Here is a 22,973-nt window from a genome sequence, read left to right as displayed (position 1 = left end):
CCCTCACCGCAAGTCGTGAGCATTCAGGCACATTAGATAGTGGAAATACCCGATACAACATAGAATATTGTGAAATCCCATACTCGGGCTGCCTCCCATGCTCGAGACAGCATCCAGCATCATTCCGAGCCACGACTCGGCCGAGGGTTCCGCTCGGCTGGTCCGCAGCGCGCAAGAAGCCGCTAGCCGGAGCGGCCGGCAGGGGCATAGATGTGCACCTCTGTCCCGAGGCCTTGGAGCTTTTCCTCGATCAGCGGTCGCGCGTCGGCCCAGTTCAGCCCACCGTTGCCGCAGCCGAGCGCGGAGACGATGCGGTCATCCGCTACCTGAGGCTGCTCCCTGCTCACCCGGCCACCGATGAGCGTCTGCTCGACGTCGTCATCGAAATGCCCCCATATCGCCCCGCTCTTGTGTGGTCCCAAGACATCCTCGAGCCGCTGTACACAGCCGTCGAGTACTCACTCGGCGAGTTGATGCCGGTCAGCTGCCGATTCAGGACCGCCGAAGACCTGAAGGATCCGATCCAGCGCGAAGGCGAGCCGGTGCCAGAGCCGGCCGAAATGGTGAGCGGTACGTCCCGACAATGATCGACCCAACGGAACTTGTCGCAGTCGCCAGGAACATGCTCGGGGCGCCTGGCAGCGATACTTCCGAAGCGGCCGTTCGTCGTTCGATGTCCACCTCGTACTACGCGCTGTTCTGGGCGCTCAACGCGGAGGTCGCGGCCCCGTTTCAGTCACGAGTTCACGCCGCCGCCCACCGCCTCGCGGAACACGGCGTCGCCGTCGACGGCGTGACGCCCGAGTACGACTTTGGTGAACCGCCCGCTATCACGCCTCTGCGCAAGACGCCGCGGCGCTGGCCAATGCGATTGCAATGACCGAGGCCGAGCTCAGGTAGCTGTAATGGAAGCGCTGTCCGTCCTGACGGGTGGCGTGGCGAAGGCGACCGTGCGGCTCAAGACCGAGGATCGGCAGCTCCTCGAGCGGCTCACGCCCAAGTTCGGCGGCAGGGAGGAGACGTTGCGCGAGGCGCTGGGCTGAACGTGGTCGCAGCTACTTCGGGCGAGCTGGCTATGTCAGCGCCGGTTCGAGCCGGATGCTGCACACCCGCACGCCCGGAACAGACTCGACCGCCCGCCGCGCTGAGCGCAGCGCTTCGTCAAGCGACGGTGCCTCGCGGTCGAACTCGACGGTGTTGTGGCCGATGGTCGCGTCATTGCACCCGGCCTCGTAGAGAGCTTCGAGCGTGTCCCACTCCAGCAAGTCCGCCCCGTCGGTCACGATCTCAAAATGGTGCGTGGCCATCACCCGTTGTGCCTCCGCTCGCACTTGCCGATCAGCGATAGCAGCCTACGCGCCTCGTTGCCGGCGTTTGCCGGCGTGCTTGATATCGACTTGCTGCACTCCCGATGTCCCCGCGGACAGCGGGCGATGCCCCAGGCGTGACCGCCGCGGCCTGTGGGCCGCTTGATGGTCCAACCTGCAGCTACGAGTGCCTCGACCGCCTTTCGGACATCCTTGTCTGGATGCTTGTCCTGCGACATGGATTCAATCTACATAAAATATACTGGCATTCGCTTAGCAGTTGTTTCGGGGTAGCCTACGCGTCGACTCGTGGATCGGCTCTCTTCAGCATCGGCAGCAATGTGGCTCTGTGAACATCATCAAGGGTCCGCGTAGAGCAATTCGCATAGTCATTGTGTGACAACTCCGATTCCGACTCGCTTCAGCGAACGTCAGACGCAGGACATCGATCGCTTGGTCGCCGCAGGCGTGGGCACAAGTCGATCCGATGTGGTTCGCCAAGCGGTCGACCAGTTCGTCGACAGCATCCGGCGAGCTCTAGGAGGCGAAGCGATTGCCGAGTCATACCGCCAGGTGCCGCAGGGCCCCGAGGATGATGCGGCCGCGCTGGCCAATGCGATCGCCATGACCGAGGCCGAGCCGTGGTAGCTGTAATGGAAGCGCTGTCCGTCCTGACGGGTGGCGTGAAAGGCTGTCAGACTCGGCGCAGTGTCTGAGGGACTTGAGCCGCCACGGCGCAATCCATATCTCGACGAGGAAGCGGCCCGGCCGATGCGGCGGGCCGCCGCTCGTCTGGTGGCCGTCAAGTCCGACGGGACGCGCTTCGGATGGGGCCGGATGTTCGTACGCGAGGTGTTCAAGGAGATCTACTGGTCTGGCACTTTCGGGCTTGGCGTCATCGTCGACATCATCTTGCTGGTGCTGAGCGACCAGCCGCGCACCGTGGCGGACCGGGTCGCGGGCAGCACCATCGTCCACGTCTCGGCGCTGAACTCCTAGCCAGCCCACCACGCGCCCGTACGCGTCCCGGCCGGTGCGTCCTTGCCAACACAACGCGGCGCAGCCGCGCCCGACGTCAGCTCATGGCCGTCGCGCACCCCGTCTGCGAGAATCCTGCCCGCGTCAATGGAACTGGAGCCGCCGCCAGGGGACGTCTCCCTCGAAGACTTCGCCGCAGGACCATTTCGGCGCCTGACCGCCCACCTGATCGAGGGATTCTTCGGCCTGGAGATCCTCGTGTTGTGGTGGCTCTTCTTCCCGTACTTCCTGTGGTGGCTGTTTGCGCTGGCCCGAGGGCAGTCGCCGGGCAAACAGCTCACGGGGATCTCTGCCGTGCGAAGAGACGGCTCACGGTTCGGCTGGGGCCGGATGTTTCTCCGTGAGAGTGTCAGAGTCCTCTTCTGGACCTTCACCTTCGGTTTCGGTTCCCTGGCAGACAGCGCCGCCATCCTGCTGCGCAAGGACAGGCGGTCCATCACCGACCTCGTCGCCGGCAGCGTCATCGTCTACGTCCCCAGCGGCTGACATTCACCAGGGACGAGTCAGCCGCCCCGGGTCAGACCCGGGCCCGAACCACTAGCCCCGACATCATGGCTGTGACACCCCCTTCGTACGTTGCGTCGCATGACTACAACAACACCTCAACTCATTCCGATCATTCCGCACTATGGCTCCGACAAGCGTCCGGCTCGGTTGGTCAACGGCGCAGACGATGCGGTGCATGCCTGCCTCGCCCAAGGCGAGCCACTCGAGTGGCCGGATCTGGTAGCTCGGGCGTGTGACGAGATGCTGGCGCGCTGCACGGGATCCCGCGGTGCTGCTCGGTCAGGCGGCCGGCAGTCGCGCCCGGTGAAGCGCACGGCCCGATCACCGGACAGCGACCGTCGCATCTGCATGGCGGCGGAGCTCCTAGGGACGTTCGTGAGCCGGGTCGCCTCGTGCTCGGAGGTCGACGAACTCTGCCGAGCCGCGTTTCCGGGCTGGTGGGACGCCGCGCTCGACGACTACGCCGCCGACACCGGCGAGCCCGGGACACCTGATCCGGTCCTGTATGACCACGAGGTGCCTCTCGCCTCAATCAAGGCGTCGGAGGGGCCGTGGCCTGCCGGCCTCGATATCGCTTGCCTCGAAGTGAGCAATTTCGCGCATCTCGTCGGCGCCGCCAGCTCGAATGGGCTCGCCCTCGCGCACACCGCACCTGGCCCGGTGGTGTGGCCTCCGCCGGAGGTTTCTCAGGCAGTGAGGACGACCCGACAACAGCTCCGCAAGGCTCTCACCGAGACCACGACCAGCCAGCAGGAGCACACTGCGATGCTCTTCTCCTGCTTGAGCGCACGCGACGATCCGGACTCGCCAGATCCGATTCAAGCCGAGATCGACCAGGTGAACGCTTCGTTGCGGGAGTGGGACGAGAAGGTCCTGCCGATCGCACGGCGTCTGGCTACCGCCACCTACGCCCAAGCCTGGGAATGGGCCAGCTCTGACCCGCAACGATGGGACCCGGGCGTCACCGCGTACGCGTATGCCGAGGCGTACCTGTCGGTTTACGACCTTCGCCAAGTCGGCGACATCTACGACATGACCGATGCCGCGTGCCGCAGCTACGCCTGGTGGTGGTGCCGCGATCGCAAGCTCGACCTGTCCGGACTACGTGAGCTGGCGATCTCGTGGTAATGCGGAACGTGTACCGGTCGTCCGGCAAGAGAGCATCTACGTTGCACCCATGTCGAACGTTGAGGTAGCGGTTGTCGGACGAGGTCTGATCGGCAGTGCTGCCGCGAGGCACCTCGCAGAGGCGGGACACTCGGTGGCGCTGATCGGACCTGGTGAACCGGCGGATTACGCAACGTCGTCGGGTCCCTTCGCGAGCCACTACGACGAGGGCCGCATTACGCGGATGATTGATCCTGATCCCACCTGGTCCCAGCTTGCGATCCGCTCGATCGCCAGGTACGCAGACATCGAAAAACGCTCCGGTGTGCCGTTTCACACCGGTGCCGGACTCGTCTACGCCTCGGCTGATCCGAGGGCCGATCTCGCTCTCGCGCTGGAACTCGACATCGACGCGCGCGAGGTCACCGCGACCGAGGTCGCTGAGCGCTTCGGGATCGCCATGTCGAGTGCGGAGACGATCATTCTCGAATCCGCACCGGCCGGGCACATCAACCCGCGGCGCATGATCGTGGCTCAGAACCGGCTGGCGAGTGCAGCGGGCGGCCTGATCGTGGACGCGCCTGTTTCGGTGGCAGCACCGACACGCAACGGCGTGCAGTTGACCTTCGGGAACGACACGATGCTCGCCGACAACGTGCTGTTGTGCACTGGAGCGTGGGCGGCTGAGCTCGTCGCGGTCGACTTGCCGCTCGAACGCACGCTTCGAACGATCCTGCTCGCCGAGCTCGACGACGGTCCGCCGCTTCCGAGCCTGATCTGTAGGACAGATGCGGACTCTCGCCGCGACGTCTACTGGGTTCCGCCGGTTCGGTTTCCGGACGGACGGGTGATGTTGAAGATCGGCGGCTACGACCGCTCCGTCGGGTGCGCCACAAACCCCGCAGACGTCGTGGACTGGTTCCGCAGCGGCGGGAGCCCGACCGAGGCCGACGCACTCGAGGAGCGGTTGGGAGAACTCCTCCCCGACCGCACGATCCGGTCCCGAGACATGAAGCCCTGTGTGGTCACCGATACCCCGCACGGTCTTCCATGGATCGACTGGGTCGATGATCGCGTCGCGGTCGCGATCGGCGGGTGCGGTTCGGCAGCGAAGTCAGCCGATGAGATCGGTCGATTCGCGGGAACGCTGTTCAGCGACGAAGGCTGGAACGACCCAGTGCTCAAGTTCGAGTCATTCAGACCGTCACACGCAGTTTGACGATTGACGCGAGCTCCTGGGTTCGAACACTCAACTCAGGTGTGAGGCTTCATCAGCTCGAGGCGTACCGTCAGAAAACGATGCCGCGTTGACCTAGCGCCGTCCCTACGGTCACCGGCGTGAGTGAGATACGAACGGACTCAGCCGAACCCACTCGTATTCCGTCCGAAGGCTCCACAGTGGCAAGGCCTCCGGTGTTGCTACAGATGTCGCACTTACGCGACACTTCGTCCATGGAGGAAGTGGCTTCGCGGGAACTGCGCAACCAGACACGTGGGTTGCTCGATCGAGTGGCTGCCGGCGAGTCGATCTGCATCACCGCGCATGGTCGCCCCGTGGCCGAGCTGCGGCCTCTCGAGATCCGGCCGCAATGGATGAGCCGTGAACGCTTCGTCCGGGACGTGCTGGCCCACCAAGCCGATCCCGGACTGTCCGATGACCTGGTGGATCTCTCGGCTGAGACAACCGACGACTTGAACGTCATCCAGGTTTGAGCCCCAAGGTCACGGCGGCACACGGACCATCGGTTCACTGGTCCCGAGTGAGTGCGGAGCTCAGGCGCGAGGTTCCATCAGCTCGATGCGGTTGCCGAAGGGGTCGTCGACGTAAACCCGGTCGTAACCCTCGAGCGGGTCGTCGTCACGGACGGCGACTCCGGCGGCTCGGAACTGTTCGACAAGTGCGGGGAGACCAGCTACCAGCAGGGACGGGTGGGCTTTGCGGGCCGGGCGGAACGGGCCATCGTCGGGCTGCTCGACGCCGAGGTGGATCTTGACGGCGTCACGCTCGAACCAGCAGCCGCCGCGGGCTTCGAGGTGCGGCGGCTTGGGCACGCGTGGCAAACCGAGCAAGCCCTCGTAGAACGCCTGGGCGGCGGCCTCCTCGCCAGCTGGCATCGCGAGCTGCACGTGATCGATGGCAACGATCCTCATGTGACCGCTCCATCGCTGGCGGCAGGTGTGCGAGTGGCACGCTGCGCATCGGTCATGCTGCAAGCCTGCCAACTGTGGCGACTGATCGGCGGGAAGGGGCGGACGTGAACAGGATGACGGTGGCAGCCGAGGCCAAGGATCAGCCGTGAGCAGTGTGGTGGTGACGGGGGCGAGCTCGGGGATCGGCGAGGCGATCGCGCGACGATTCGTGGCCGACGGCTGGGACGTCCTGACTGGGAGCCGCAACGAACCCGATCTTGACGGCGCCGGATGGCTGCGCACCGACGTTGCCGACCCTGTCCAGGCTGATGCGCTAGTTGCTGCAGCCGTCGAGCAGTTCGGGTCGCTGGACGTGGTGGTCAACAACGCCGGCGTGCAGGTCGAGAAGACCGTGGCCGACACCACCGACGAGGAGTTCGACCACGTCATCGACGTCAACGTGCGGGGCGTGTTCAACATGTGCCGTGCGGCCGTGCGTCAGATGACGGGCCAAATGACGGGCCAGCAATCCGGCAGCGAAGCCGGTCGGCCCAGGGGCGGCGTCATCATCAACATCGCCTCGATCGCCGCAACCCACGCCGACGCCGGCATGGCTGTCTACAACGCGTCGAAAGGGGCCGTCGAGGCCCTGACCCGCGCCATTGCGGTCGACCACGGCCACCAGGGCATCCGCTGCGTCGCGGTCAGCCCCGGCTGGATCGCCACGGCGCTCGCCGACGCCGTGTTCGATCTCGAAGCGGACCCTGACGCTGCGCGCGCAGCGTCAGTCGAACGTCATCCCGTCGGTCGGCTCGGCACCCCTGACGACGTCGCCGAAGTCGTCGCCTGGCTGGCAGGCCCAGCGGCCAGCTTCATCTCAGGCAGCGTGTTTACTGTGGACGGTGGCCTCACAGCACAGAGCCCCATCGGCTGACGTCCGAGCGGCTGAGACGCGTGGTCACGTTGCGCCGAACGCACTGCCAAGCCGGGACCTCAGGCAGGACCAATGGGTGACATGTCGGGCAGCGCTGCGGTGATCGTCGATGACGTGACCGGCGGCGACAGTGCCGCCGGACCAATGGGTGACATGTCGGGCAGCGCTGTGGTGATGCCCGCCCGCCAGCCGTGTCCCGTTGCCGCGATCGAGGCCCTGATCGTGTCGGTGCCTGCGGTCGGGAACGCCTTCGCCGAAGGCTCCGAGGAGACCCTGCTGGTCAAGGTCATCGACGAAGACGGACGGGTCGGGATCGGCGAATCGGTCTGCACGCCGGCGGTCGTCAAAGCGATGATCGACCAGCGCACCATTCACTTCTGGAGCCAGGGCATCAAGGACGTGGTGGTGGGTGCCGACCCGATCGAAGCCGCCGCGCTCTATGACCGGGCGTACCACGGCAGCTTCTACCACGGGCGTCGCGGCACTTTCATCCAAGCGTACTCAGCGGTGGACATCGCGCTCTACGACCTCGCTGGCCGCCAGCTTGGACTGCCGGTGTACAAGCTGCTCGGCGGGGCCCGGACCGAGCGCATCCGGCCGTATGCCACCTGCTACCCGGGCGACATCTACGACGGACCGATGTCCGCAGTGCTCGACGAGATCACCCGCCAGGCCGCCATTGCCGCCGACCAGGGCCTCACTGCCGTCAAGGTGCCGGTGCTGTTCGGCGCTGAAGTGCCTGACCGGGGCATCGTCGAGTTTGTCCGCACCTGCCGGAGCAGCCTCGGCGACGACCTCACGATCGCACTCGACTTCGGGTACCGCTGGTGGGACTGGCACGACGCCGCTTGGGCACTGCGGCGCATCGAAGACTTCGACATCGCCTTTGCCGAGGCACCGCTGCGCCACGATGATCTGGCCGGTCATGCCCGGCTGGCAGCCGTGTCGCCCGTGCGGGTCGGCGGCGCCGAGTTCGCAGCGGGCCGCTGGGAGGTGCGCGAATGGCTGACCACTGGCGGCGTGTCGCTGGTGCAGCCCGGCGTCAGCCGTGCCGGCGGTTTCACCGAACTGATGCGCATCGCCGATCTGTGCGAGCTGCACGGCGCCCAGCTCATCCCCCACAGCTTCGCCACCGGCATCACCGACGTCGCCAACTTCCACCTCCAAGCGGCGGCGCTGACCATCCCGATGGTCGAATTCCGGTCGTCACGGCTCGGACCGTCCCGGCTTCGCACCGAGTTGGTGCACCCGCCTGAGCCCGAGATCATCGACGGGTACGCAGCACTTCCCACTGGCGCCGGCCTCGGTGTCGAGTTGAATGACGAGCTGGTCGCGGCGCACACGCTGGACGCCGCCAGCGGCGGGAGCGACTGAGCGGTGAGCGAGCCGTCGGCTGGGTTGTCGGCGAGGCCGATCCCAGCGTCGACGGACGGGTCGGCTGGGATGTCGGCGGAGCCTTGGGTGCCGGCCGACGGTTCGGCTGAGAGGTCGACCGACGGGTCGGCGGTTGAGTCGACCGGTGCAGTGGCGGGACACGGGGCCGTCGGCGACATCACCACCCACAACCCGCACCTCGGCAACCGGCTCGGCATCGACGACGCCCCTGCAGTGACCGGCACCACCATCGACGGGCGCCAGGTACACGTCACCTTTACTGACGGCGTGTGCCGGACCTTCTCCAGCCAGTGGCTGCGGCACTGCTGCTGGTGTCCCGAATGCGGCAACCCGGCTGACGGCATCCGCTTCACGACAGTGGCGAGCTTCCCGGCCGACATCACGCCTGCGGCAGCACAGACAGTCGATGGCGATCTTGTGCTGGTCTGGCCCGACGGCCACCGGTCCACTTACGCCGGCGACTGGCTGGCCGCCAACGCCTACGACCACGAGGCCCGCCAGCGACGAGCCGCCTGGCAGCCGATCACGTGGCGGTCCGAGCTGACCGACGACTTCCCCACCGTCGAGTGGGCCGACGCCAGCGATGGCGATGCCGGCCAACTCGACGCGTACCGGCTGCTGCGCGACTACGGCATCGTGCGCATCGACAACCTGGGCACCGACCCGGCGCGCACCGAGCAGCTCGCCAACCTCATCGGCCCCATCCACGAAACCACCGTCTACGGCCGCATCTACGACGTCCGGGCCGAACCGGTGGCGAAGCTGGGCGCCAAGACCGGCATGGCCCAGGCGCCGCACATCGATGACGCCTTCTACTACTCCCCACCCGGCATCGATGTCTTCCATTGCCTGGTCAATACCGACATCGGCGGCATGAGCACCTACGTAGACGGGTTCGCCATCGCCGAGTCACTGCGCCACGAGGAGCCCACCGCATTCGAGGCGCTCACCGCGCTGCCGATCACCCACGTGCGTCGGCACCCGGGCGAGATCAACATGCGCAGCCGCAGCCCGCTCATCCGCCTCGACGAGTTCGGCCGCCCGAGCGGCATCCGCTATTTCGACCGGGCGCTGGGCCCGCTCGACGTACCAGCCGACGAGGTCGACCGGCTCTACGACGCCATCCGGGCCTTCAGCGATCGAATGGCAAGCCCCGAGTTCACGGCCGCGATCCGGGTCGAGCCCGGTCAAGGCGTGCTGATCGACAACCACCGCGTCATGCACGGCCGCACGGCGTTCGATCCGGCCAGCGGCCGCCACATTCGCCTGTGCCACGTTCCCCGCGACGAATTCCACGGCCGCCTGCGGGAGCTCAGCCTGCGGCTCGACCCGTGGTCCCACGACCAGTACCTGCCACAGGGCTCGTGACCGTGTCCCGGCCAGCGCGCACCAACCATCAACACAACGCTCCTCGGCACATCTCTCGCCTTCGACCCCCGCATCCACCAACCCCGCACTCCAAGAACAACAGGGAGGCTGCGTCATGATCAGCGCCGATCTCACCGGCAAACGCAGCATCGTCAGCGGCGGGGCCAGCGGCATCGGCCTCGGCGTGACCCGCACGTTTGCCTCCAACGGCAGCACCGTCGCCATCGCGGACCTGCCCGGCGAGCGCCTCGCCGGCACGGTGCGAACACTGCAGGCCGAGGGTCTCGATGTGTTTGCAGCCCCATGCGACCTGCGCGACAACGACTCGGTGGCTGCCATGGTGGAAGCCGCAGCCGACCGGATGGGCGGCATCGACTACCTGCTCAACATCGCCGGGCATCCGGTCACGCTCCAGACCATTCCCGCCAGTGACCTCGAATCGCAGACTGAAAAATTGTGGGCAGAGGCGCTGTCCATCAACCTGCTCTCCGCGTTCCGCACGGCCAAGGCCGCAGCGCCCTACTTGAAGGCATCCCGCGGCGCCATCGTGAACACGGCATCCATGTCAGGCTGGCGAGGCGGCGGCTCCAGCTCGCCCTACAGCGTCGCCAAGGGCGGGCTCATCACGCTCACCAAGGAGCTCGCCCGAGGCCTGGCCCCCGAGGTGCGGGTGAACGCCATCTCGCCGAGCTACGTGCACCCCGATTCCACCAACTTCCCGATCCGCTGGGAGACCGTCTTCGAAGACTCCAAGTCGCTGCCGCTGGGCCGCCCCGGCACGGCCCCCGAATACGCCGACGCCTGCCTGTTCCTGTGCGCCGGCGCCAGCTACATCACCGGCCAGACCATCCACGTCGACGGCGGCTGGAGCGCCTAGCGCTACGGCCGACGACCACCGCACTAGGACCGGCGGCAACCGCACCAGCCGACAGCGTCGGGCATCGGTGAAAAACACCGGCAGCAAATCCCGGAAACCATCAACAGAAACGCAGCCCAGTGAGCAAACCCGCCAAGTGGTCCGACCCGGCCAAGAAGCTGTTCCCCCACCAGGTGGGCTTCACCGCGCCGCCCATGGATTTCGACGCCGCTCCCAGCGACTTCCTGCGCATGTGCCCGGACACAGTCGGCGTGCACGGGCGCCTGCTGCACGCTCCCGACTACGCCCATCGCCTGAGCGACCGAGCCGGTCTCTTCCACCTGCTCGAAGAGACCGTGCATTGCCTGTCCAACAGCGGCGCCGATGTAGTCGGGCAGGTCGGCACGAACTGGGTGCATGCCAGCGGCACTGATGCTGCCGACATCCGGCGGTTCGTCGCCGAGATGTCCGACAAGTACGAGACGCCGTTCCACATGGCCGGCCTGACACTGGTGGAAGCCTGCGAGGCGCATGGCTACGAGCGGGTCGCACTCAACGCCGTCTACTTCTGGCCCGACTGGCGCGACGGCGTCGCGCGCTTCCTGCGCAGCGCGGGCATCGACGTCGTGTGGGCGGGGAACTTCGTCGACCAGGGCTGGTACGCCACCCAGGAAGAGGTCAACGACCACATCTGGATCTTCCCCGACGACCTCGCATTGAAGTCGACGCAGCACGCGCTCGACCAGGCCCCTGACGTGGACGCCGTGCTGGTGAACGGGATGTCCAACTACCGCGGCACCGACGGTCTACCGCGGCGGTTCGTGAGCCTTGCAGCCGACATCGAAGAACGGATCGGCGTCCCGGTCATTTCTTCAGACATCAGCCTGTACTGGCGGATCCTCCGCACCCTCGGCGTGACTCCGCTAGGACGCCAAGGCTCGCTGCTCGCGTCGCTGCAGGATCCCGAACCCCCATGCAGCTGAGCGAACTGCGCGAGCGACTCGGACAGGGGGACCGGGCACAACAGCTGGCAACACGCCTGGTCGTCAGCGCTGCGGAAATCAGCGGCGCAACTGAGCTGGTGCCCATCGAGATGGCGCACATCAGCGCCTGCCACTACTCGGGCCGCGCCTCACTCGATTTCGCCGAGTTCCTGCTTCGCAACAGCGCCCGCTTCGCCGTGCCGACGCACACCAATGCCAGCCTCATCGCCTGCGCCACGCCGACCCTGCGGCCCGAGTCGACCGATCCCGAGTCGGTGGCTGGCGCCCGACGGCTCATGGAGATCTACGAGCAGCTCGGTGCGACGCCGATGTGGACGTGTGCGCCGTACCAGCAGACGGACGGGCGGCCCGATTTCGGCCAGCACGTGGCTGCGTCGGAGTCGAACGCTGTCTCGTTCTTCAACTCAGTCCTCGGCGCCCGCACCAACAAGTACGGCGACTTCCTCGACGTGAGCGCTGCGATCGTCGGGGCGGTGCCGCTCGCTGGTTTGCACACCGATGACGGCCGAGGGGCGACACACCTGTTCCGTGTCCAGCTGCCCGACTCGGCGTCCGATGCTGAGCACGAAGATGCATCGCTGGCGCATCTCGTCGGGATCATCGTCGGTCGGCTGACGGGCACCCATGTCCCGGTGATCGACGGTATGAGTTCGCTTGACGAAGATCAGCTCAAGGCTGTCGCTGCCGCGGCAGCATCCTCGGGCTCGGTGGCGATGTTCCACGTCGTCGGCGTGACGCCCGAAGCGCCGACGCTCGAAGCGGCCACCGGGGGTCGCATACCCGCACAGCAGACCGTCATCGACGCCGGCATGCTCGCCGATGCCCGCGCCGCGTTGCAGACTCGCTCGTCGGGTCGGCTCAGCGCAGTGTGCTTGGGGACGCCGCATTTCTCGGTAGGAGAATTCGGCGAGCTGCTGCGATTGCTCGACGGCCGCAGCACCCGAGTGCAGATGCTCGTCACGACGAGCCGAGCCGCTGTGGCTGAAATCGATGCCCTCGGCTGGGCGCAGCAGCTCGACGATGCAGGTGTGCGAGTGATCTGCGACACCTGCACGTATTACCCGCCGACACCCACTGGCGTGAGCGGGCTCGTCATGACGAACTCGGCGAAGTGGGCCTACTACGCGCCCGGAACGCTGGGTGTCGAGGTTGCGTTCGGCAGCCTCCGCGCCTGCGTCGAGTCGGCAGTGTGCGGCGAGGTCGTGCTGTGAGGATCGACGGCCGCTCGCTGCACGGAGGCTCGGCGAGCGGTGAGGTGGCCAAGCTGAGCGACACGATCAGCTTCTGGGGCGGCATCGACATGTCCGGAACGATCATCGATCAAGCCCACCCCCAAATGGGCACCTCGATCGCCGGGAAGATCGTTGCGCTCCCGGGTTCGCGCGGATCGAGCGGCACGCCGGCCGCGCTCTGCGAGATGCTCCGGCGGGACACGGGCCCCGCAGCCATACTGGTCACCGAGCCCGACACCAACATCGTCGTCGGGGCGATGGTCGCGGCCGAGTTGTACGAAGTCGACTGCCCCGTCGTGCTCATCGAGCCAGCTCAGTTCGACGATCTCGTCGCCGGCGAGACCGTCACCGTCACCGAACAGCACTGATTCGACCAGCACTGATTCGACCAGCACTGATTCACGTTCACCGCGCTCTAGGGCCCAGTGCCGCGCCGGCAGTCCGACAGTCCGCCGTAGATCAACCGCCGCCGACGGCCCCGGCGGGTTGCGGCCGCCGCGTCGCCCGGCGTACCCCGGTGAAGGTGATGAAGGTGACCACAACCAGCGCCAGGCCGAAGAGCGCATTGGCGTAGTTCACGCCCCGGTACTCGAATGTCGCGTACAGCGCACCCGAGGTCAGCCCGGCCAATGCGCCCGAGCCGATCATGGCGAAGTCACCGACGCCTTGCACTGCGACTCGCTGGTGGATGGGGTACAGCGTCACCAGCAGGCTCGACGCTGCGATCACCCCGAAGCACCAGCCCAAGCCGATGAGGAAGTTCCCCATGAACACACCCACCGCGCCTGCAGGCGGGGTGACTGCCGCCCACCACGCCCCCCAGGTGCACAGGCCGCCCGCGATGTACAGCATCGGATAGTTGCCGATGCGGTCCGTAAGTTGTCCGATGACCGGCGAGAACAGGTACATGCCCAGAATGTGGAACCCCATCATGAACCCGATGGCGTTCTGGGACTGGCCGCCCGCATCCATGTGCAATGGTGTCAGCGCCATGACGCCCACCATGGTCACCTGGCTGACGACCATCGCCAGCACGGCCAAACGAGCCTGTGGCTTCTGCCAGATCAGCGCCAGCGCGTCACGCGTCGTTGGCGTCGGCAACGCTTCCGATCGGCCGCGGGCGCCATTGCGTGATTCGCTGACTTCGTTCGCGACCTCCAGCGGGTCGGGCCGCAGGAACAGCTCCACGATTGCGGCGGCAACCAGGAACATGAAGGCAGCGAACACGTACGAGCCGGTCTTGTCGGGCAGTCCGATTGAGCTGCCGACGTCGCTCGCGAAGCCCGACACCAGCGAGCCGGCGGTCGAGCCGAACGTCGTGGCCCACACGATCATGCTGATCGTGCTGGCGCGCCGGTGCTCGGGTGCGAGATCGGACGCTGCGTAGCGAGTCGCCAAGTTGGCGGCGCTGCCGGCTCCCGCGCCGAACACGCCCAGACACAGCAGCGGATAGCTCAGCAGGATTGCGCCGAGCACCGCGAGCGTCGAACCCGCGGCCCCTACGAGGTACCCGAAACGCAGCCCGACGCGCCGCCCGTGGCGGTTCATCAACTTCGACATCGGCACGGCGACCACCGCCGCTCCGATCGACAAGCAGCTGGCGGCGATCGTGGCAAGTGTCGCGCTGCCGGTGATGTCCTTCGCGAGCAGAGCGCTGACGATGTAGGTCGCCACGAGGCCGAAGCCGCCCGCGGCCTGGCTGGCGATCAGTACAACGACCGTGCGCTTTTGAATGCGAATCTGGTCCGAACTCGAGTACGCGGAGGCGCGATGCACTGCGAACACCGTGCCCCCCGACATCGCTACAGCATGGCGCATGCGCTGGCTCCTCGCACGGTGCACCGTCCCGCTGCGACGGCGGCATCCCGATCGGTCCGCGTAAGGTCCCGCAGATGCACGTCGGCATCACTCCCATCAACTCCGCCGCTTACCTCGACCCCGGATTCCTGCGGTCGTTCGCACAGCAGCTCGAAGAGCTCGGCTACGAGTCGGTGTGGACGTTCGAGCACGTCATCGTGCCCCACGACTACGAGAGCCGGTACCCGTACCACCCCAGCGGCAAGCTGGGCCTCCCGACGAACGCCGGATTCACCGACCCGTTCATCGCGCTGACATTCGTGGCCGGAGCGACTGAGCGGCTACGCCTCGGTACCGGTGTCAACATCGTCACGCAGGCCAACGCGCTCTACTTCGCCAAGCAGGCGTCATCGCTCGACCATCTGTCCGATGGACGGTTGGAGCTGGGCATCGGCGTGGGCTGGCTGGAAGAGGAGTTCGACGCCATCGGCGTGCCGTTCGGCCGTCGAGGTGCGCGTGCCGACGAGTACATCGACGCGATGACGGCCGCCTGGAGCGGTGAGGACGTGGATTTTCGCGGCGAGTTCCTGAATTGGACCGGGTTCTCGATGCTCCCGACGCCGGCGCAGCGGCCCCGCATGCCGCTGCTCATCGGCGGCACAACGCCGCCTGCCATTCGCCGCCTGGTGGCCCGCGGGGACGGCTGGTACGTCATCCACAAAGACCTCGACGACTTCAAGCGGCTCATCGGCGAGATGCACGCCGAATGCGACCGCCAAGGCCGCGACCCCGCCGAGCTGTCCCTGACCGCCTATTGGAACTACCACCGCGAGGGCTTCGAAGGCCTTGAGGTGTACAGCGATCATGGCGTGCAGCGGGTGCTGGTGAACACCGCAGCGCTGCGCATGGGTCAACCCGAGGACGCCATCGCTCAGTTCGCCACCGATGCCCTGCCGGCCTGCGCCGAGGCATGACGACGCTTGGCGCTCGCCCGGCGGTGCCTCAGCCGTCTCCGATGGAGATGCGGATGCTGCCGGACGGGTGCAGCGAGCAGTAGCTGCTGAAAGCCGCCGCCTCACTGAAGCTGTGCTCGGAACTTTCGCCCGGCCCAACCTCGAAGGGTCCGATGGTGTGTGCCACCGAGTCACGGTTCACGATGATCAGCACGTCGCGCAGCTTGAAGTCCAGCTCGTCGGGAATGACTTCGACGTCCTCGCCGGCAGCCAAGCGCTCGGCTGTGCCCGGCGGGATGTCGATCGTGTGAGTGACGGGATCGGGCTGATCGACAAAGCGCGAGACGACGACGGGGATCGCCGCAATCAGCAATCCGCCCAGCAGGTACAGCAGCAGTGTCCGCTGGTTGGGCCAGCCGACATCTCGACGGCGCATGTCAATCGTCGGACCAGTTGCGTTCGTTCTGGTCGAAGTAGGTGTGCCGGGCGGTACGCGAGCTGTCGCTCTTGCCCATGTAGCCGACGGCAACGTGGTCGAGGTGGTTGATCGCTCGGCCGAGCGGCATCGCCTGCGCATTGATGGACGCCTTCGACGCCGTCACCGGCACCGGCGGCTGGTTGACGATCGCGGCGGCCAGCCGTTCGCCAGCGGGCACCAACTCGTCGTCACTCGAAACCGTCTCGGTGAAGAAGCCGAACTTGTCCAGCTCTTCCATCCCGTAGGTGCGCCCGAGGATCAGCATTTCCTTGGCGCGGTGCGGGCCGACCAGGTTGACGAGCGCCGGTAGCGAGTGCCAGGTCAGGTTGAAGCCGATGCTGACCTCGTTGAGCGTGAGGCTGATCGACGGGCTGCCGATGCGGAAGTCGCAGGCTGCGGGCAGCACTCCTCCCCCGCCGATCATGTAGCCGTGACACAAGGCGATGGTGATCGGGTTGAGGTGCATCAGCGTGTCGTACATGCGGGCGCCGTGCTTCGAGCCGAGCATCGCATCGAGGCTGCTGCCGCGCTGTTGCTTGAGGTCAGCGCCCGACGAGAGGCTCTTGCCCTCGCCGCGCACGATCACAACCCGCACGCCGGGGTCGGCGTCAAGCGCGAGACACGCCGCATGCACATCAGCCACTAGCTGTGCGTTGACGGCGTTGTGCACTTCGGGCCGGTTCAGCACCAGGTGGCGCACCGGTCCGTCACCGTCCACCCGCACTGTGGAGAATGCCGTCACTGCGTCTGCCGTCATCGCCGCGCTCCTGGGTCTCGGCCGCCGTACACGCGGGCAGTTTGACATGCCGCGCCTGCGCTCGGCCCAGGCGACAAGCGTGACCGGCTCGAGTCGGTCGCCGCAGCAGCCCTATGAATCGCCGTAGCCGGGCGCGGTGTCCGAGCCCTCGTCAAAGCCGAGGCCCATCAGGTCGCCGAAATCTCCCACGACCTCATCGGCGGGCGGCGCGGTGATTGTGATGTCGGCGTCGTAGTCGAAGAAGTCGATCACGATGGCGAATTCCGGGATGTCCTCGGCGTCGGCTCCGAATCCCTCCGCGAGGTCCCCGAACATCGACCCCAGATCCAGACTGACTCGCCGCGTGAGGCCCTCGCCGTCGATCCAGATGTCGGTGGCCAGGCCATCGCCGAACATTTCCGCGGGGAACGAGGCTGACCCCCCACCGCCGTCGGGCCCAGTCCCCTGTGATGCAGTCCCCTGCGATTCGGCCAAGGCCACAGCATCGAGGGTGTAGCGGACTACGGTCATCGGCTCGCCGTCGATGTCCTCAGAACCAATGGTTTCGACATTGTTCACGAACTCGATCAGGTGAGAGTTGTCGTTCGGCGCAGGGCAGGCGCCGACGCGGGGGGCCTCACCGGGCAGCGGCGAGGGGCACAAGATGCCCATGCCCGCTGCTGCGGTGGCGTCGAGCGTGAACCAGCCCTCCGGCAGCGCCGCACCGGCCAGACCCTGCATCTCTTCGGGAATGACGAAACGGATGTAGATGGCGCCGTCGACCATCAGGATCTCGAAGGCGAGACCACCCGCTGCCGGGTCGTCGACGCTCATCGTCATCGCCATGTTGGCGTCGGGGTCAACCTCGAACGACAGCGCAATCGCTGCCATTCCTCCGAAGTCAGACTGCATCTCGCCGCGCACCGAGCGCCCAGCGCTCGACTCGAACGCATGCGTGAGCAGCTCCAGTGGATCAGTAGGCAATTCGGCCGCCACGACGGTCGTCGTTGCCGGTGCGGTTGTGGGCGCAGCGGTAGTTGCCGGTGCAGAGGTCTCCTGAGTCGTCGCCTGAGTTGCGACTTCGCCTCCACCATCGTCGTCAGCGCCACCACCGCAGGCGGCGGCGACGAGCGTCAGCGCCGCGAGTCCGGCGGCAAGTCTCACCCAGCGAGCCTTCACGATCATCATCTCCTTGCCGGAGCGGCGGCACCATACGCTGGGCACCACTGACACAAACCGGCCTTCGGCCAGTATCTCAGCAGTTCATGTCCGCAAACGGTCAGGTCTTTCGGCCTGCGCCCGCGCTGTCAGCTATGCCGACGAGATGGGATCGTCGCTGATCTCGGTCGAGAATCCCAGCTTTTCGAGCCACTCGCCGAACTCGCCGACGATTTCTTCGGGCGGCGGCGCCTCGATGGTGATGTCGGCGCCGAAGTCGTAGAACTCCATCACGCTGACGATCCGCTGCGACTCGTCACGATCGGCGTCAATATCGGTGCCGAGTTCCTCGCCGAAGGCGGCGACATCCAGAGTCATGTCGAGGCTCATCCGGTGAATCCGGAGGTCGGCGTCAATCCACAACTCGGTCGCGATTTCGTCCGGGAACGTTGCGAGCATGAGCGCCATCAGACTGTCGCCGGAATTCTCGTCGAGAGCTGCTTCCAAGAGCGACTTGAAGTCGAGTGCCGTTTGGATCCTCGTCGTCTCGACGCCGTGCACTGTCTCGCTGCCGACGATGGTGGCGGCGAGCACATAATCAGACATCTCAGAGACGTCGTTCGGCGGCGTGCATGCCTCGCTGTTGAGCCCCGAACCGGGAATCGGAGGCCCACAGCTGACGCCCAGCAGCTCCATCGTCTCGCGGCCCAAGGTCAGCCAGCCCACGGGAATCTCGATATCCGACTCGGCGAGAACTTCGTCGGGAAGTATGAATCGGGCGTATCCGACTCCGTCGATGATGAGAATCTCAGAACCGACTTGCGCTTCAGCATCCTCCAGACCCGCATCCTGGAGCATCGTCATCCGCATGTTGGCGTTCTTGTCGATCTCATAGTGGATCGCTGTGCTGCCGGCGGGGCCCATATCGGAAGTGACCGTGGCACGCATCGCCACAGTCGGCGGGGTGTTCATGGCTGCGAGCACGAGTTCCCGAGCGTCCAGTTTCGCCGTATCCAGGCTGCCCGTGCCGGCCAGCTCATCGGCCACGCCGCCCGCGATCACTTCCTGATCAGACGAACTCCCGCACGCGCTCGCTGCGATGACTGCTGCGACAATGAAGCCTGCGAACAGCTGCTTCTTGAACCCCATGAGATGTCCTGCCTACAACGGGTGGGCGCCGGGGTCCATGCCCAGGCGAGTGCGGCCGTAGGCCTCGCCGACCGTGTCGAGGTCGGCGACTTGGTGCTGGCTGGCCATTGTCACGTCGCGGAACGCCTGCTGCAGGCGGCTGCCGTCGAACACGGCCCGTCCCCCCGCCGCCGTGGTGACCCGGTCGAGCGCTCGGCGGCACAGCTCGATGGCGTAGCTGCCTTGATACTTGGCGTGGGCTCGCAGCTGCTTGGAATCGGCTCCGTCGGCAGCTTGGCGCAACAGCCCGACCGTGTCTTCGATGAGGAGTTCCGCCGAGCGCACTTCGGTGTTGGCCTCGGCCAGGCGCATGTGCAGGCCCGGCCGTCTGGATTTTGGCGAACCCATGTAGCGGTCGTCCTGGACGCCGAAACGGTCGGCGGCATCGTCGAGCCCGGCGCGAGCGAGCCCGAGCGCGGTAGCGGCCACATGCACCGCCAACCCGGGCAGGATCGGCGTGCGGTACACGCTCGTGCGGTGGCGGCCCGACCATGGCGAGCGTCCGCCCAGCAGGTCCCCGGAGTCGATCAAGCGGTGCGTCGGCACGAACGCTTGGTTTGCGACCACGTCGCAGGAACCGGTGCCGCGCAGCCCGATGGCATACCAGTTGTCGTCGATCTCGATGTCCTCCCGCGGGATCACCACGTGAAGGAGGCGCGGTCGCTCACCCGGTGCCAGCACTTGGGAGCCCAGCAGGAACCACTGGCCCCAGATCGCACCGCTCGTGAACGGCCAGCGGCCATCGACGAGCCAACCGCCGTCGCATTCGGTGGCGGAACCGACCGGTGCCAGCGAGCCGGGCACAATCGTGTCGGGATCGACGCCGTACACCTCGTCCTGCAGTTCCTCGGTCATCGACCCGAGCATCCAGCTGTGCCCTACCAGCACCATGAGCACCCACGCCGCAGCGCCGTCGTACAGGGCGGCCTCGCGGACGTTGGCGACCATGTCGGCGAATTCCCGCTCGTCGCCGCCGGCGCGCTCGGGCACGAGCAGCCGCAGAGCGCCCGAGTCCCGCAGCGCCGACAGCGAGCTGTCTGACAACCGGCGGTGCTCTTCGTTCCACGCTGCGTGCTCTGTCAGCACAGCGCCGGTTTGCTCGTCGATGCGCAAGTCCAGGCCCGAACCGTTCGGCCCAGCTGTTCCCGGCACATCGGTCGCGCTCATCTCACTATTCCTACTGCACTTCCTACTTCACGTCTTTAGGTTCGCTTTTCTGGGCTCGCTGCTCCTACTTCACGATTCCTGCAGCGCGTAGCTCGGCGATGGCGTCGGGTGTCCTGCCCAGCTCGATCAGAATCTGATCGGTGTCGGCGCCGCGCTCGACGGCGTGGCGCAGCTCGGGCATGCCGCCTGCGAAGAGCGCGGCGGGGCGGTGCTGGCGGATCCGGCCGACGATCGGATGGTCGACTTCACGCACGACCTCCGAGTGCCGTACCTGCGCGTCGGTCGCGACCTCTTCAGGGCGCAGCGCCGGCGCCACCGGCACGTCGGCCGCGATGAGCCGTTCGACCACGTCGTCGCGGGCGACGCCGGCCACGACTTCGCCGAGGGTGTCGATCATCTCGCCGAAGTGCGCTGCCCGTAGCCCGGCTTCTGCGAAGCGTGGGTCAGCAAGCAGGTCGGGCCGGTCGAACGCGTCGGCCAGACCCTTCCAGTGCCCGTCAGTGAGCGGCATGACTGCCACGTATCCGTCGCGGCAACCCAACAACCGGTAGTCAGCCAGCAGGTTGGGGCGGTGGTCGGCGTCTTCAGCCAGGACCGTGTGGTCCATCATCGCGTCGGGCCACATGAAGCTCACCGCTGCGTCGAGCAGGGACAGCTCCACGTGCTCGCCACGGCCGGTTCGTTCCCGGGCGAACAGCGCCGCGCAGACCGCCTGGGTCCACGTGAGCGAGGTGACCTTGTCGGGGATGAAACTGCGCACGAACTGCGGCTCGCCGTCTCCGCCCTGCACGCTGGCGATGCCCGACCAGGCCTGGATGACGGCATCGTAGGCAGGGCGATTCGAGTACGGGCCGTCGCGGCCGAAGCCACTGATCGATACGTAGATCACGTTCGGGTTGCGCTTGCGCACGTCGGCCTCGCCGATGCCGAGCCGTTCGGCAACGCCGGGCCGGTACGCCTGCACGAATACGTCTGCAGTGGTCAACAAGTCGGCCATGACCTCCCTGCCGTGCTCGGAGGCAATGTCCATGCACAGCGAGCGCTTGCCGGCGTTGATGTTGGCGAACCAGCCAGACATGCCGTTGCGGCTCGACCCGAACATGCGCAGCGGGTCGCCGACGACCATGTCTTCCACCTTGATGACCTCGGCACCCTGGGACGCCAGCAGGTGCGTGCCGCCGGGCGCGGCGATGAACGTGGCGATCTCGACGACGCGGATGCCCGCCAGCGGTCCAGGTCCGGTCGACATCTCCGCCAGCAGCTAACAGGTCAAGTTGCCGCGGCGGATCATCGTCGGGGACCACCGGAGCACCCGGACTCCCCGGATTGCGGCCATGGAGTTGATTCCGCCGAGGGTGATCAGGCCCGAGGAGTTCAATCCGCCGACGGAGATGAGGCCGATGCTGTTCAGTCCCCCGATCGTGACAACGCCGATGGAGTTGGCACCGCCAATTGCCACCACGCCGATCGCGTTCCATCCACCGATCGCGAGGAATCCGATGGCGTTGTGTGTGCCGACTGCGAAGGCGGTGACATCGGAATCCGGCACATCGTCGAGGACACCCCACTGGGTGAGAGCGAACAGGATCGCCATGCCGACGCCGAGTGTGAGCGCCCACAGCCACGCGGCGCCGTCTGCAGAAACTTGAGCCTCATCAGCCTCTGTGCTGGTCATCGCCGGCCTTCCCCAGGTTGATTCGCAACCCGCTGTGAAGCTAGCAGTCGGCTCGATCGTCGAATCTGGCTCGCGGCGGGCGCGACTGCGCCAGAGGGACCTGGATCTACATTGGCGCTCGCAGGGCGGCAAGCAACGACAGTCGCCTAGGGGCATCAAGCAAGGATGAGCACGATGGACGATCTTCCCGACTTCAGCGGCTTGCGGGCACTCTTCATCAACTGCTCGATCAAGCACGACCCCGCCCAGTCACACACCCGTCGGCTGATCAACCGCGCCGCCGGGGTGATGCGCGACCGCGGGGTCGACGTCGAGATTGTCCATGCCCTTGAGCACACCATCGCCTTCGGCATGGAGAAGGACCAGACGGTCAACGGCATGGCAGACGACTGGCCGCAGATCCACGCCAAGATCATGCAGGCCGACATCTTCGTGATCGGCACGCCGATCTGGCTGGGCGTGAAGTCGAGCGTGGCGACGCTGGTGGTGGAGCGCATGTATGCCTACAGCGGCGACCGCAACGCCAAGGGCCAGTACCTGTACTACGGCAAGACGGCGGGCTGCATCATCACCGGCAACGAGGACGGGGCCAAGGCGTGTGCCATGGACCTGCTGTATGCCATGTCGCACATCGGCTACACCGTCCCCCCGCAGGCCGACTGTGCCTGGTTGGGCGAGGCTGGGCCCGGTCCCAGCTATGGCGACCCCCGCCCCGACGGCGGCCACGAGGGCTACGACAACGACTTCACCAACCGCAACACCACCTTCATGTCGTGGAACCTGATGCACACAGCGAAGATGCTGCGGGACAACGACGGGCTGCCCGCCATCGGCAACCTGCCCGAGACCTGGCAGCAGCTCACCAACGCCAAGCACCAAGACCCCGAAGCCGACTGAGCGCGGCTCTGCTGCGCAGACGACGAGCGCTGGCGGGCGCGAGACT

28 protein-coding genes are annotated in these 22,973 nt (G+C 66.4%); 18 read left to right on the top strand and 10 right to left on the bottom strand.

Translation table 11 applies throughout. The annotated features are described in order from the left end of the window. Nucleotides 1-212 precede the first annotated feature (212 nt). The 3 genes from ACPXYO_RS08865 to ACPXYO_RS08855 are packed head-to-tail and all read left to right on the top strand — an operon-like array spanning nucleotide 213 to nucleotide 1,043. Entirely contained in the window at nucleotides 213-587 is a 375-nt protein-coding gene (locus ACPXYO_RS08865) for a hypothetical protein (protein WP_423919139.1), read from the top strand. Further along, nucleotides 584-880 (top strand): hypothetical protein, encoded by a 297-nt coding sequence (locus tag ACPXYO_RS08860; protein ID WP_423919136.1) that lies wholly within the window; start codon nucleotides 584-586, stop codon nucleotides 878-880. Before ACPXYO_RS08865 ends, ACPXYO_RS08860 begins: the two co-directional genes overlap by 4 nt. 25 nt (nucleotides 881-905) lie before the next feature. Beyond that, nucleotides 906-1,043 carry a hypothetical protein gene (locus ACPXYO_RS08855; RefSeq protein ID WP_423919133.1) on the top strand — a complete coding sequence of 46 codons (138 nt, stop codon included), beginning with the start codon at nucleotides 906-908 and terminating at the stop codon, nucleotides 1,041-1,043. 30 nt (nucleotides 1,044-1,073) lie between these two features. On the opposite strand, the gene ACPXYO_RS08850 is transcribed toward ACPXYO_RS08855, so the two are convergent. Beyond that, nucleotides 1,074-1,307, bottom strand: a complete 234-nt coding sequence (locus tag ACPXYO_RS08850; protein WP_423919131.1) for a hypothetical protein — start codon at nucleotides 1,305-1,307, stop codon at nucleotides 1,074-1,076. A gap of 396 nt (nucleotides 1,308-1,703) precedes the next feature. On the opposite strand from ACPXYO_RS08850, the gene ACPXYO_RS08845 reads away from it, so the two are divergent. From ACPXYO_RS08845 to ACPXYO_RS08820, 6 genes are all read left to right on the top strand, one after another. Then, nucleotides 1,704-1,955: a ribbon-helix-helix domain-containing protein gene (locus ACPXYO_RS08845; RefSeq protein WP_423919128.1), complete on the top strand. Its 252-nt coding sequence runs from the start codon at nucleotides 1,704-1,706 to the stop codon at nucleotides 1,953-1,955. Nucleotides 1,956-2,015: 60 nt separating this feature from the next. Further along, nucleotides 2,016-2,306: a hypothetical protein gene (locus ACPXYO_RS08840; RefSeq protein ID WP_423919127.1), complete on the top strand. Its 291-nt coding sequence runs from the start codon at nucleotides 2,016-2,018 to the stop codon at nucleotides 2,304-2,306. Between the two features lie 126 nt (nucleotides 2,307-2,432). Then, the gene (locus tag ACPXYO_RS08835; protein ID WP_423919126.1) at nucleotides 2,433-2,831 is read left to right on the top strand and encodes an RDD family protein; all 399 of its coding nucleotides are present in this window, start codon (nucleotides 2,433-2,435) and stop codon (nucleotides 2,829-2,831) included. Nucleotides 2,832-2,930: 99 nt separating this feature from the next. Beyond that, on the top strand, nucleotides 2,931-3,980 hold the full coding sequence (locus tag ACPXYO_RS08830) for a hypothetical protein (RefSeq protein ID WP_423919124.1): 1,050 nt from the start codon (nucleotides 2,931-2,933) through the stop codon (nucleotides 3,978-3,980). A 49-nt stretch (nucleotides 3,981-4,029) separates the two neighbouring features. Continuing rightward, the gene (locus ACPXYO_RS08825) at nucleotides 4,030-5,178 is read left to right on the top strand and encodes an NAD(P)/FAD-dependent oxidoreductase (protein WP_423919122.1); all 1,149 of its coding nucleotides are present in this window, start codon (nucleotides 4,030-4,032) and stop codon (nucleotides 5,176-5,178) included. A gap of 233 nt (nucleotides 5,179-5,411) precedes the next feature. Continuing rightward, the gene (locus tag ACPXYO_RS08820) at nucleotides 5,412-5,672 is read left to right on the top strand and encodes a type II toxin-antitoxin system Phd/YefM family antitoxin (protein ID WP_423919120.1); all 261 of its coding nucleotides are present in this window, start codon (nucleotides 5,412-5,414) and stop codon (nucleotides 5,670-5,672) included. Between the two features lie 60 nt (nucleotides 5,673-5,732). Here the strand turns inward: ACPXYO_RS08820 and ACPXYO_RS08815 are convergent, their stop codons facing one another. Beyond that, nucleotides 5,733-6,110 (bottom strand): VOC family protein, encoded by a 378-nt coding sequence (locus ACPXYO_RS08815; RefSeq protein ID WP_423919118.1) that lies wholly within the window; start codon nucleotides 6,108-6,110, stop codon nucleotides 5,733-5,735. Nucleotides 6,111-6,255: 145 nt separating this feature from the next. On the opposite strand from ACPXYO_RS08815, the gene ACPXYO_RS08810 reads away from it, so the two are divergent. From ACPXYO_RS08810 to ACPXYO_RS08780, 7 genes are all read left to right on the top strand, one after another. Continuing rightward, entirely contained in the window at nucleotides 6,256-7,023 is a 768-nt protein-coding gene (locus ACPXYO_RS08810; protein WP_423919116.1) for an SDR family NAD(P)-dependent oxidoreductase, read from the top strand. 72 nt (nucleotides 7,024-7,095) lie between these two features. Beyond that, nucleotides 7,096-8,397 carry a mandelate racemase/muconate lactonizing enzyme family protein gene (locus ACPXYO_RS08805; protein WP_423919115.1) on the top strand — a complete coding sequence of 434 codons (1,302 nt, stop codon included), beginning with the start codon at nucleotides 7,096-7,098 and terminating at the stop codon, nucleotides 8,395-8,397. A gap of 69 nt (nucleotides 8,398-8,466) precedes the next feature. Further along, a complete protein-coding gene (locus ACPXYO_RS08800) occupies nucleotides 8,467-9,786 on the top strand; it encodes a TauD/TfdA family dioxygenase (protein WP_423919113.1) in 1,320 nt (439 codons plus the stop codon). Between the two features lie 115 nt (nucleotides 9,787-9,901). Then, the gene (locus ACPXYO_RS08795; protein WP_423919112.1) at nucleotides 9,902-10,663 is read left to right on the top strand and encodes an SDR family NAD(P)-dependent oxidoreductase; all 762 of its coding nucleotides are present in this window, start codon (nucleotides 9,902-9,904) and stop codon (nucleotides 10,661-10,663) included. A 119-nt stretch (nucleotides 10,664-10,782) separates the two neighbouring features. Then, the gene (locus ACPXYO_RS08790; RefSeq protein ID WP_423919110.1) at nucleotides 10,783-11,625 is read left to right on the top strand and encodes a hypothetical protein; all 843 of its coding nucleotides are present in this window, start codon (nucleotides 10,783-10,785) and stop codon (nucleotides 11,623-11,625) included. Continuing rightward, a complete protein-coding gene (locus ACPXYO_RS08785; RefSeq protein WP_423919108.1) occupies nucleotides 11,616-12,857 on the top strand; it encodes an aconitase X in 1,242 nt (413 codons plus the stop codon). Before ACPXYO_RS08790 ends, ACPXYO_RS08785 begins: the two co-directional genes overlap by 10 nt. Continuing rightward, the gene (locus tag ACPXYO_RS08780; protein WP_423919106.1) at nucleotides 12,854-13,246 is read left to right on the top strand and encodes an aconitase X swivel domain-containing protein; all 393 of its coding nucleotides are present in this window, start codon (nucleotides 12,854-12,856) and stop codon (nucleotides 13,244-13,246) included. Before ACPXYO_RS08785 ends, ACPXYO_RS08780 begins: the two co-directional genes overlap by 4 nt. Before the next feature lie 91 nt (nucleotides 13,247-13,337). Here ACPXYO_RS08780 and ACPXYO_RS08775 read toward each other — a convergent pair whose 3' ends face one another. Beyond that, nucleotides 13,338-14,696: an MFS transporter gene (locus tag ACPXYO_RS08775; protein WP_423919104.1), complete on the bottom strand. Its 1,359-nt coding sequence runs from the start codon at nucleotides 14,694-14,696 to the stop codon at nucleotides 13,338-13,340. A 74-nt stretch (nucleotides 14,697-14,770) separates the two neighbouring features. On the opposite strand from ACPXYO_RS08775, the gene ACPXYO_RS08770 reads away from it, so the two are divergent. Continuing rightward, nucleotides 14,771-15,649, top strand: a complete 879-nt coding sequence (locus tag ACPXYO_RS08770) for an LLM class F420-dependent oxidoreductase (RefSeq protein WP_423919103.1) — start codon at nucleotides 14,771-14,773, stop codon at nucleotides 15,647-15,649. 28 nt (nucleotides 15,650-15,677) lie between these two features. Here ACPXYO_RS08770 and ACPXYO_RS08765 read toward each other — a convergent pair whose 3' ends face one another. The 7 genes from ACPXYO_RS08765 to ACPXYO_RS08735 form a co-directional block, all read right to left on the bottom strand. Next, nucleotides 15,678-16,064: a hypothetical protein gene (locus ACPXYO_RS08765; protein ID WP_423919101.1), complete on the bottom strand. Its 387-nt coding sequence runs from the start codon at nucleotides 16,062-16,064 to the stop codon at nucleotides 15,678-15,680. 1 nt (nucleotide 16,065) lies between these two features. Then, nucleotides 16,066-16,863 carry an enoyl-CoA hydratase/isomerase family protein gene (locus tag ACPXYO_RS08760; protein WP_423919100.1) on the bottom strand — a complete coding sequence of 266 codons (798 nt, stop codon included), beginning with the start codon at nucleotides 16,861-16,863 and terminating at the stop codon, nucleotides 16,066-16,068. Nucleotides 16,864-16,974: 111 nt separating this feature from the next. Then, nucleotides 16,975-18,069: a hypothetical protein gene (locus ACPXYO_RS08755; protein WP_423919098.1), complete on the bottom strand. Its 1,095-nt coding sequence runs from the start codon at nucleotides 18,067-18,069 to the stop codon at nucleotides 16,975-16,977. An 84-nt stretch (nucleotides 18,070-18,153) separates the two neighbouring features. Next, nucleotides 18,154-19,149 carry a hypothetical protein gene (locus ACPXYO_RS08750; protein WP_423919096.1) on the bottom strand — a complete coding sequence of 332 codons (996 nt, stop codon included), beginning with the start codon at nucleotides 19,147-19,149 and terminating at the stop codon, nucleotides 18,154-18,156. Between the two features lie 12 nt (nucleotides 19,150-19,161). Next, nucleotides 19,162-20,355 (bottom strand): acyl-CoA dehydrogenase family protein, encoded by a 1,194-nt coding sequence (locus tag ACPXYO_RS08745; RefSeq protein ID WP_423919094.1) that lies wholly within the window; start codon nucleotides 20,353-20,355, stop codon nucleotides 19,162-19,164. Nucleotides 20,356-20,419: 64 nt separating this feature from the next. Then, on the bottom strand, nucleotides 20,420-21,604 hold the full coding sequence (locus ACPXYO_RS08740; protein ID WP_423919092.1) for a CaiB/BaiF CoA transferase family protein: 1,185 nt from the start codon (nucleotides 21,602-21,604) through the stop codon (nucleotides 20,420-20,422). A gap of 12 nt (nucleotides 21,605-21,616) precedes the next feature. Then, nucleotides 21,617-22,030, bottom strand: a complete 414-nt coding sequence (locus ACPXYO_RS08735; RefSeq protein WP_423919091.1) for a hypothetical protein — start codon at nucleotides 22,028-22,030, stop codon at nucleotides 21,617-21,619. Nucleotides 22,031-22,204: 174 nt separating this feature from the next. On the opposite strand from ACPXYO_RS08735, the gene ACPXYO_RS08730 reads away from it, so the two are divergent. Then, nucleotides 22,205-22,927: a flavodoxin family protein gene (locus ACPXYO_RS08730; RefSeq protein ID WP_423919090.1), complete on the top strand. Its 723-nt coding sequence runs from the start codon at nucleotides 22,205-22,207 to the stop codon at nucleotides 22,925-22,927. Nucleotides 22,928-22,973 lie beyond the last annotated feature (46 nt).

This window comes from Candidatus Poriferisodalis sp., from assembly GCF_965237655.1.
Taxonomy (GTDB): domain Bacteria; phylum Actinomycetota; class Acidimicrobiia; order Acidimicrobiales; family Poriferisodalaceae; genus Poriferisodalis.
This window is presented reverse-complemented; position numbering and strand designations above follow the sequence as displayed.

Excerpts from the sequence above, each read along its gene's own strand:
- ACPXYO_RS08815 (WP_423919118.1), bottom strand. The coding sequence starts at position 6,110 with ATGAGGATCGTTGCCATCGATCACGTGCAGCTCGCGATGCCAGCTGGC.
- ACPXYO_RS08740 (WP_423919092.1), bottom strand. The coding sequence starts at position 21,604 with ATGTCGACCGGACCTGGACCGCTGGCGGGCATCCGCGTCGTCGAGATC.
- ACPXYO_RS08770 (WP_423919103.1), top strand. The coding sequence starts at position 14,771 with ATGCACGTCGGCATCACTCCCATCAACTCCGCCGCTTACCTCGACCCC.
- ACPXYO_RS08785 (WP_423919108.1), top strand. The coding sequence starts at position 11,616 with ATGCAGCTGAGCGAACTGCGCGAGCGACTCGGACAGGGGGACCGGGCA.
- ACPXYO_RS08860 (WP_423919136.1), top strand. The coding sequence starts at position 584 with ATGATCGACCCAACGGAACTTGTCGCAGTCGCCAGGAACATGCTCGGG.
- ACPXYO_RS08745 (WP_423919094.1), bottom strand. The coding sequence starts at position 20,355 with ATGAGCGCGACCGATGTGCCGGGAACAGCTGGGCCGAACGGTTCGGGC.
- ACPXYO_RS08820 (WP_423919120.1), top strand. The coding sequence starts at position 5,412 with ATGGAGGAAGTGGCTTCGCGGGAACTGCGCAACCAGACACGTGGGTTG.
- ACPXYO_RS08825 (WP_423919122.1), top strand. The coding sequence starts at position 4,030 with ATGTCGAACGTTGAGGTAGCGGTTGTCGGACGAGGTCTGATCGGCAGT.
- ACPXYO_RS08855 (WP_423919133.1), top strand. The coding sequence starts at position 906 with ATGGAAGCGCTGTCCGTCCTGACGGGTGGCGTGGCGAAGGCGACCGTG.
- ACPXYO_RS08730 (WP_423919090.1), top strand. The coding sequence starts at position 22,205 with ATGGACGATCTTCCCGACTTCAGCGGCTTGCGGGCACTCTTCATCAAC.
- ACPXYO_RS08850 (WP_423919131.1), bottom strand. The coding sequence starts at position 1,307 with ATGGCCACGCACCATTTTGAGATCGTGACCGACGGGGCGGACTTGCTG.
- ACPXYO_RS08795 (WP_423919112.1), top strand. The coding sequence starts at position 9,902 with ATGATCAGCGCCGATCTCACCGGCAAACGCAGCATCGTCAGCGGCGGG.
- ACPXYO_RS08765 (WP_423919101.1), bottom strand. The coding sequence starts at position 16,064 with ATGCGCCGTCGAGATGTCGGCTGGCCCAACCAGCGGACACTGCTGCTG.
- ACPXYO_RS08760 (WP_423919100.1), bottom strand. The coding sequence starts at position 16,863 with ATGACGGCAGACGCAGTGACGGCATTCTCCACAGTGCGGGTGGACGGT.
- ACPXYO_RS08775 (WP_423919104.1), bottom strand. The coding sequence starts at position 14,696 with ATGCGCCATGCTGTAGCGATGTCGGGGGGCACGGTGTTCGCAGTGCAT.
- ACPXYO_RS08800 (WP_423919113.1), top strand. The coding sequence starts at position 8,467 with ATGTCGGCGGAGCCTTGGGTGCCGGCCGACGGTTCGGCTGAGAGGTCG.
- ACPXYO_RS08830 (WP_423919124.1), top strand. The coding sequence starts at position 2,931 with ATGACTACAACAACACCTCAACTCATTCCGATCATTCCGCACTATGGC.
- ACPXYO_RS08805 (WP_423919115.1), top strand. The coding sequence starts at position 7,096 with ATGGGTGACATGTCGGGCAGCGCTGCGGTGATCGTCGATGACGTGACC.
- ACPXYO_RS08750 (WP_423919096.1), bottom strand. The coding sequence starts at position 19,149 with ATGGGGTTCAAGAAGCAGCTGTTCGCAGGCTTCATTGTCGCAGCAGTC.
- ACPXYO_RS08735 (WP_423919091.1), bottom strand. The coding sequence starts at position 22,030 with ATGACCAGCACAGAGGCTGATGAGGCTCAAGTTTCTGCAGACGGCGCC.
- ACPXYO_RS08835 (WP_423919126.1), top strand. The coding sequence starts at position 2,433 with ATGGAACTGGAGCCGCCGCCAGGGGACGTCTCCCTCGAAGACTTCGCC.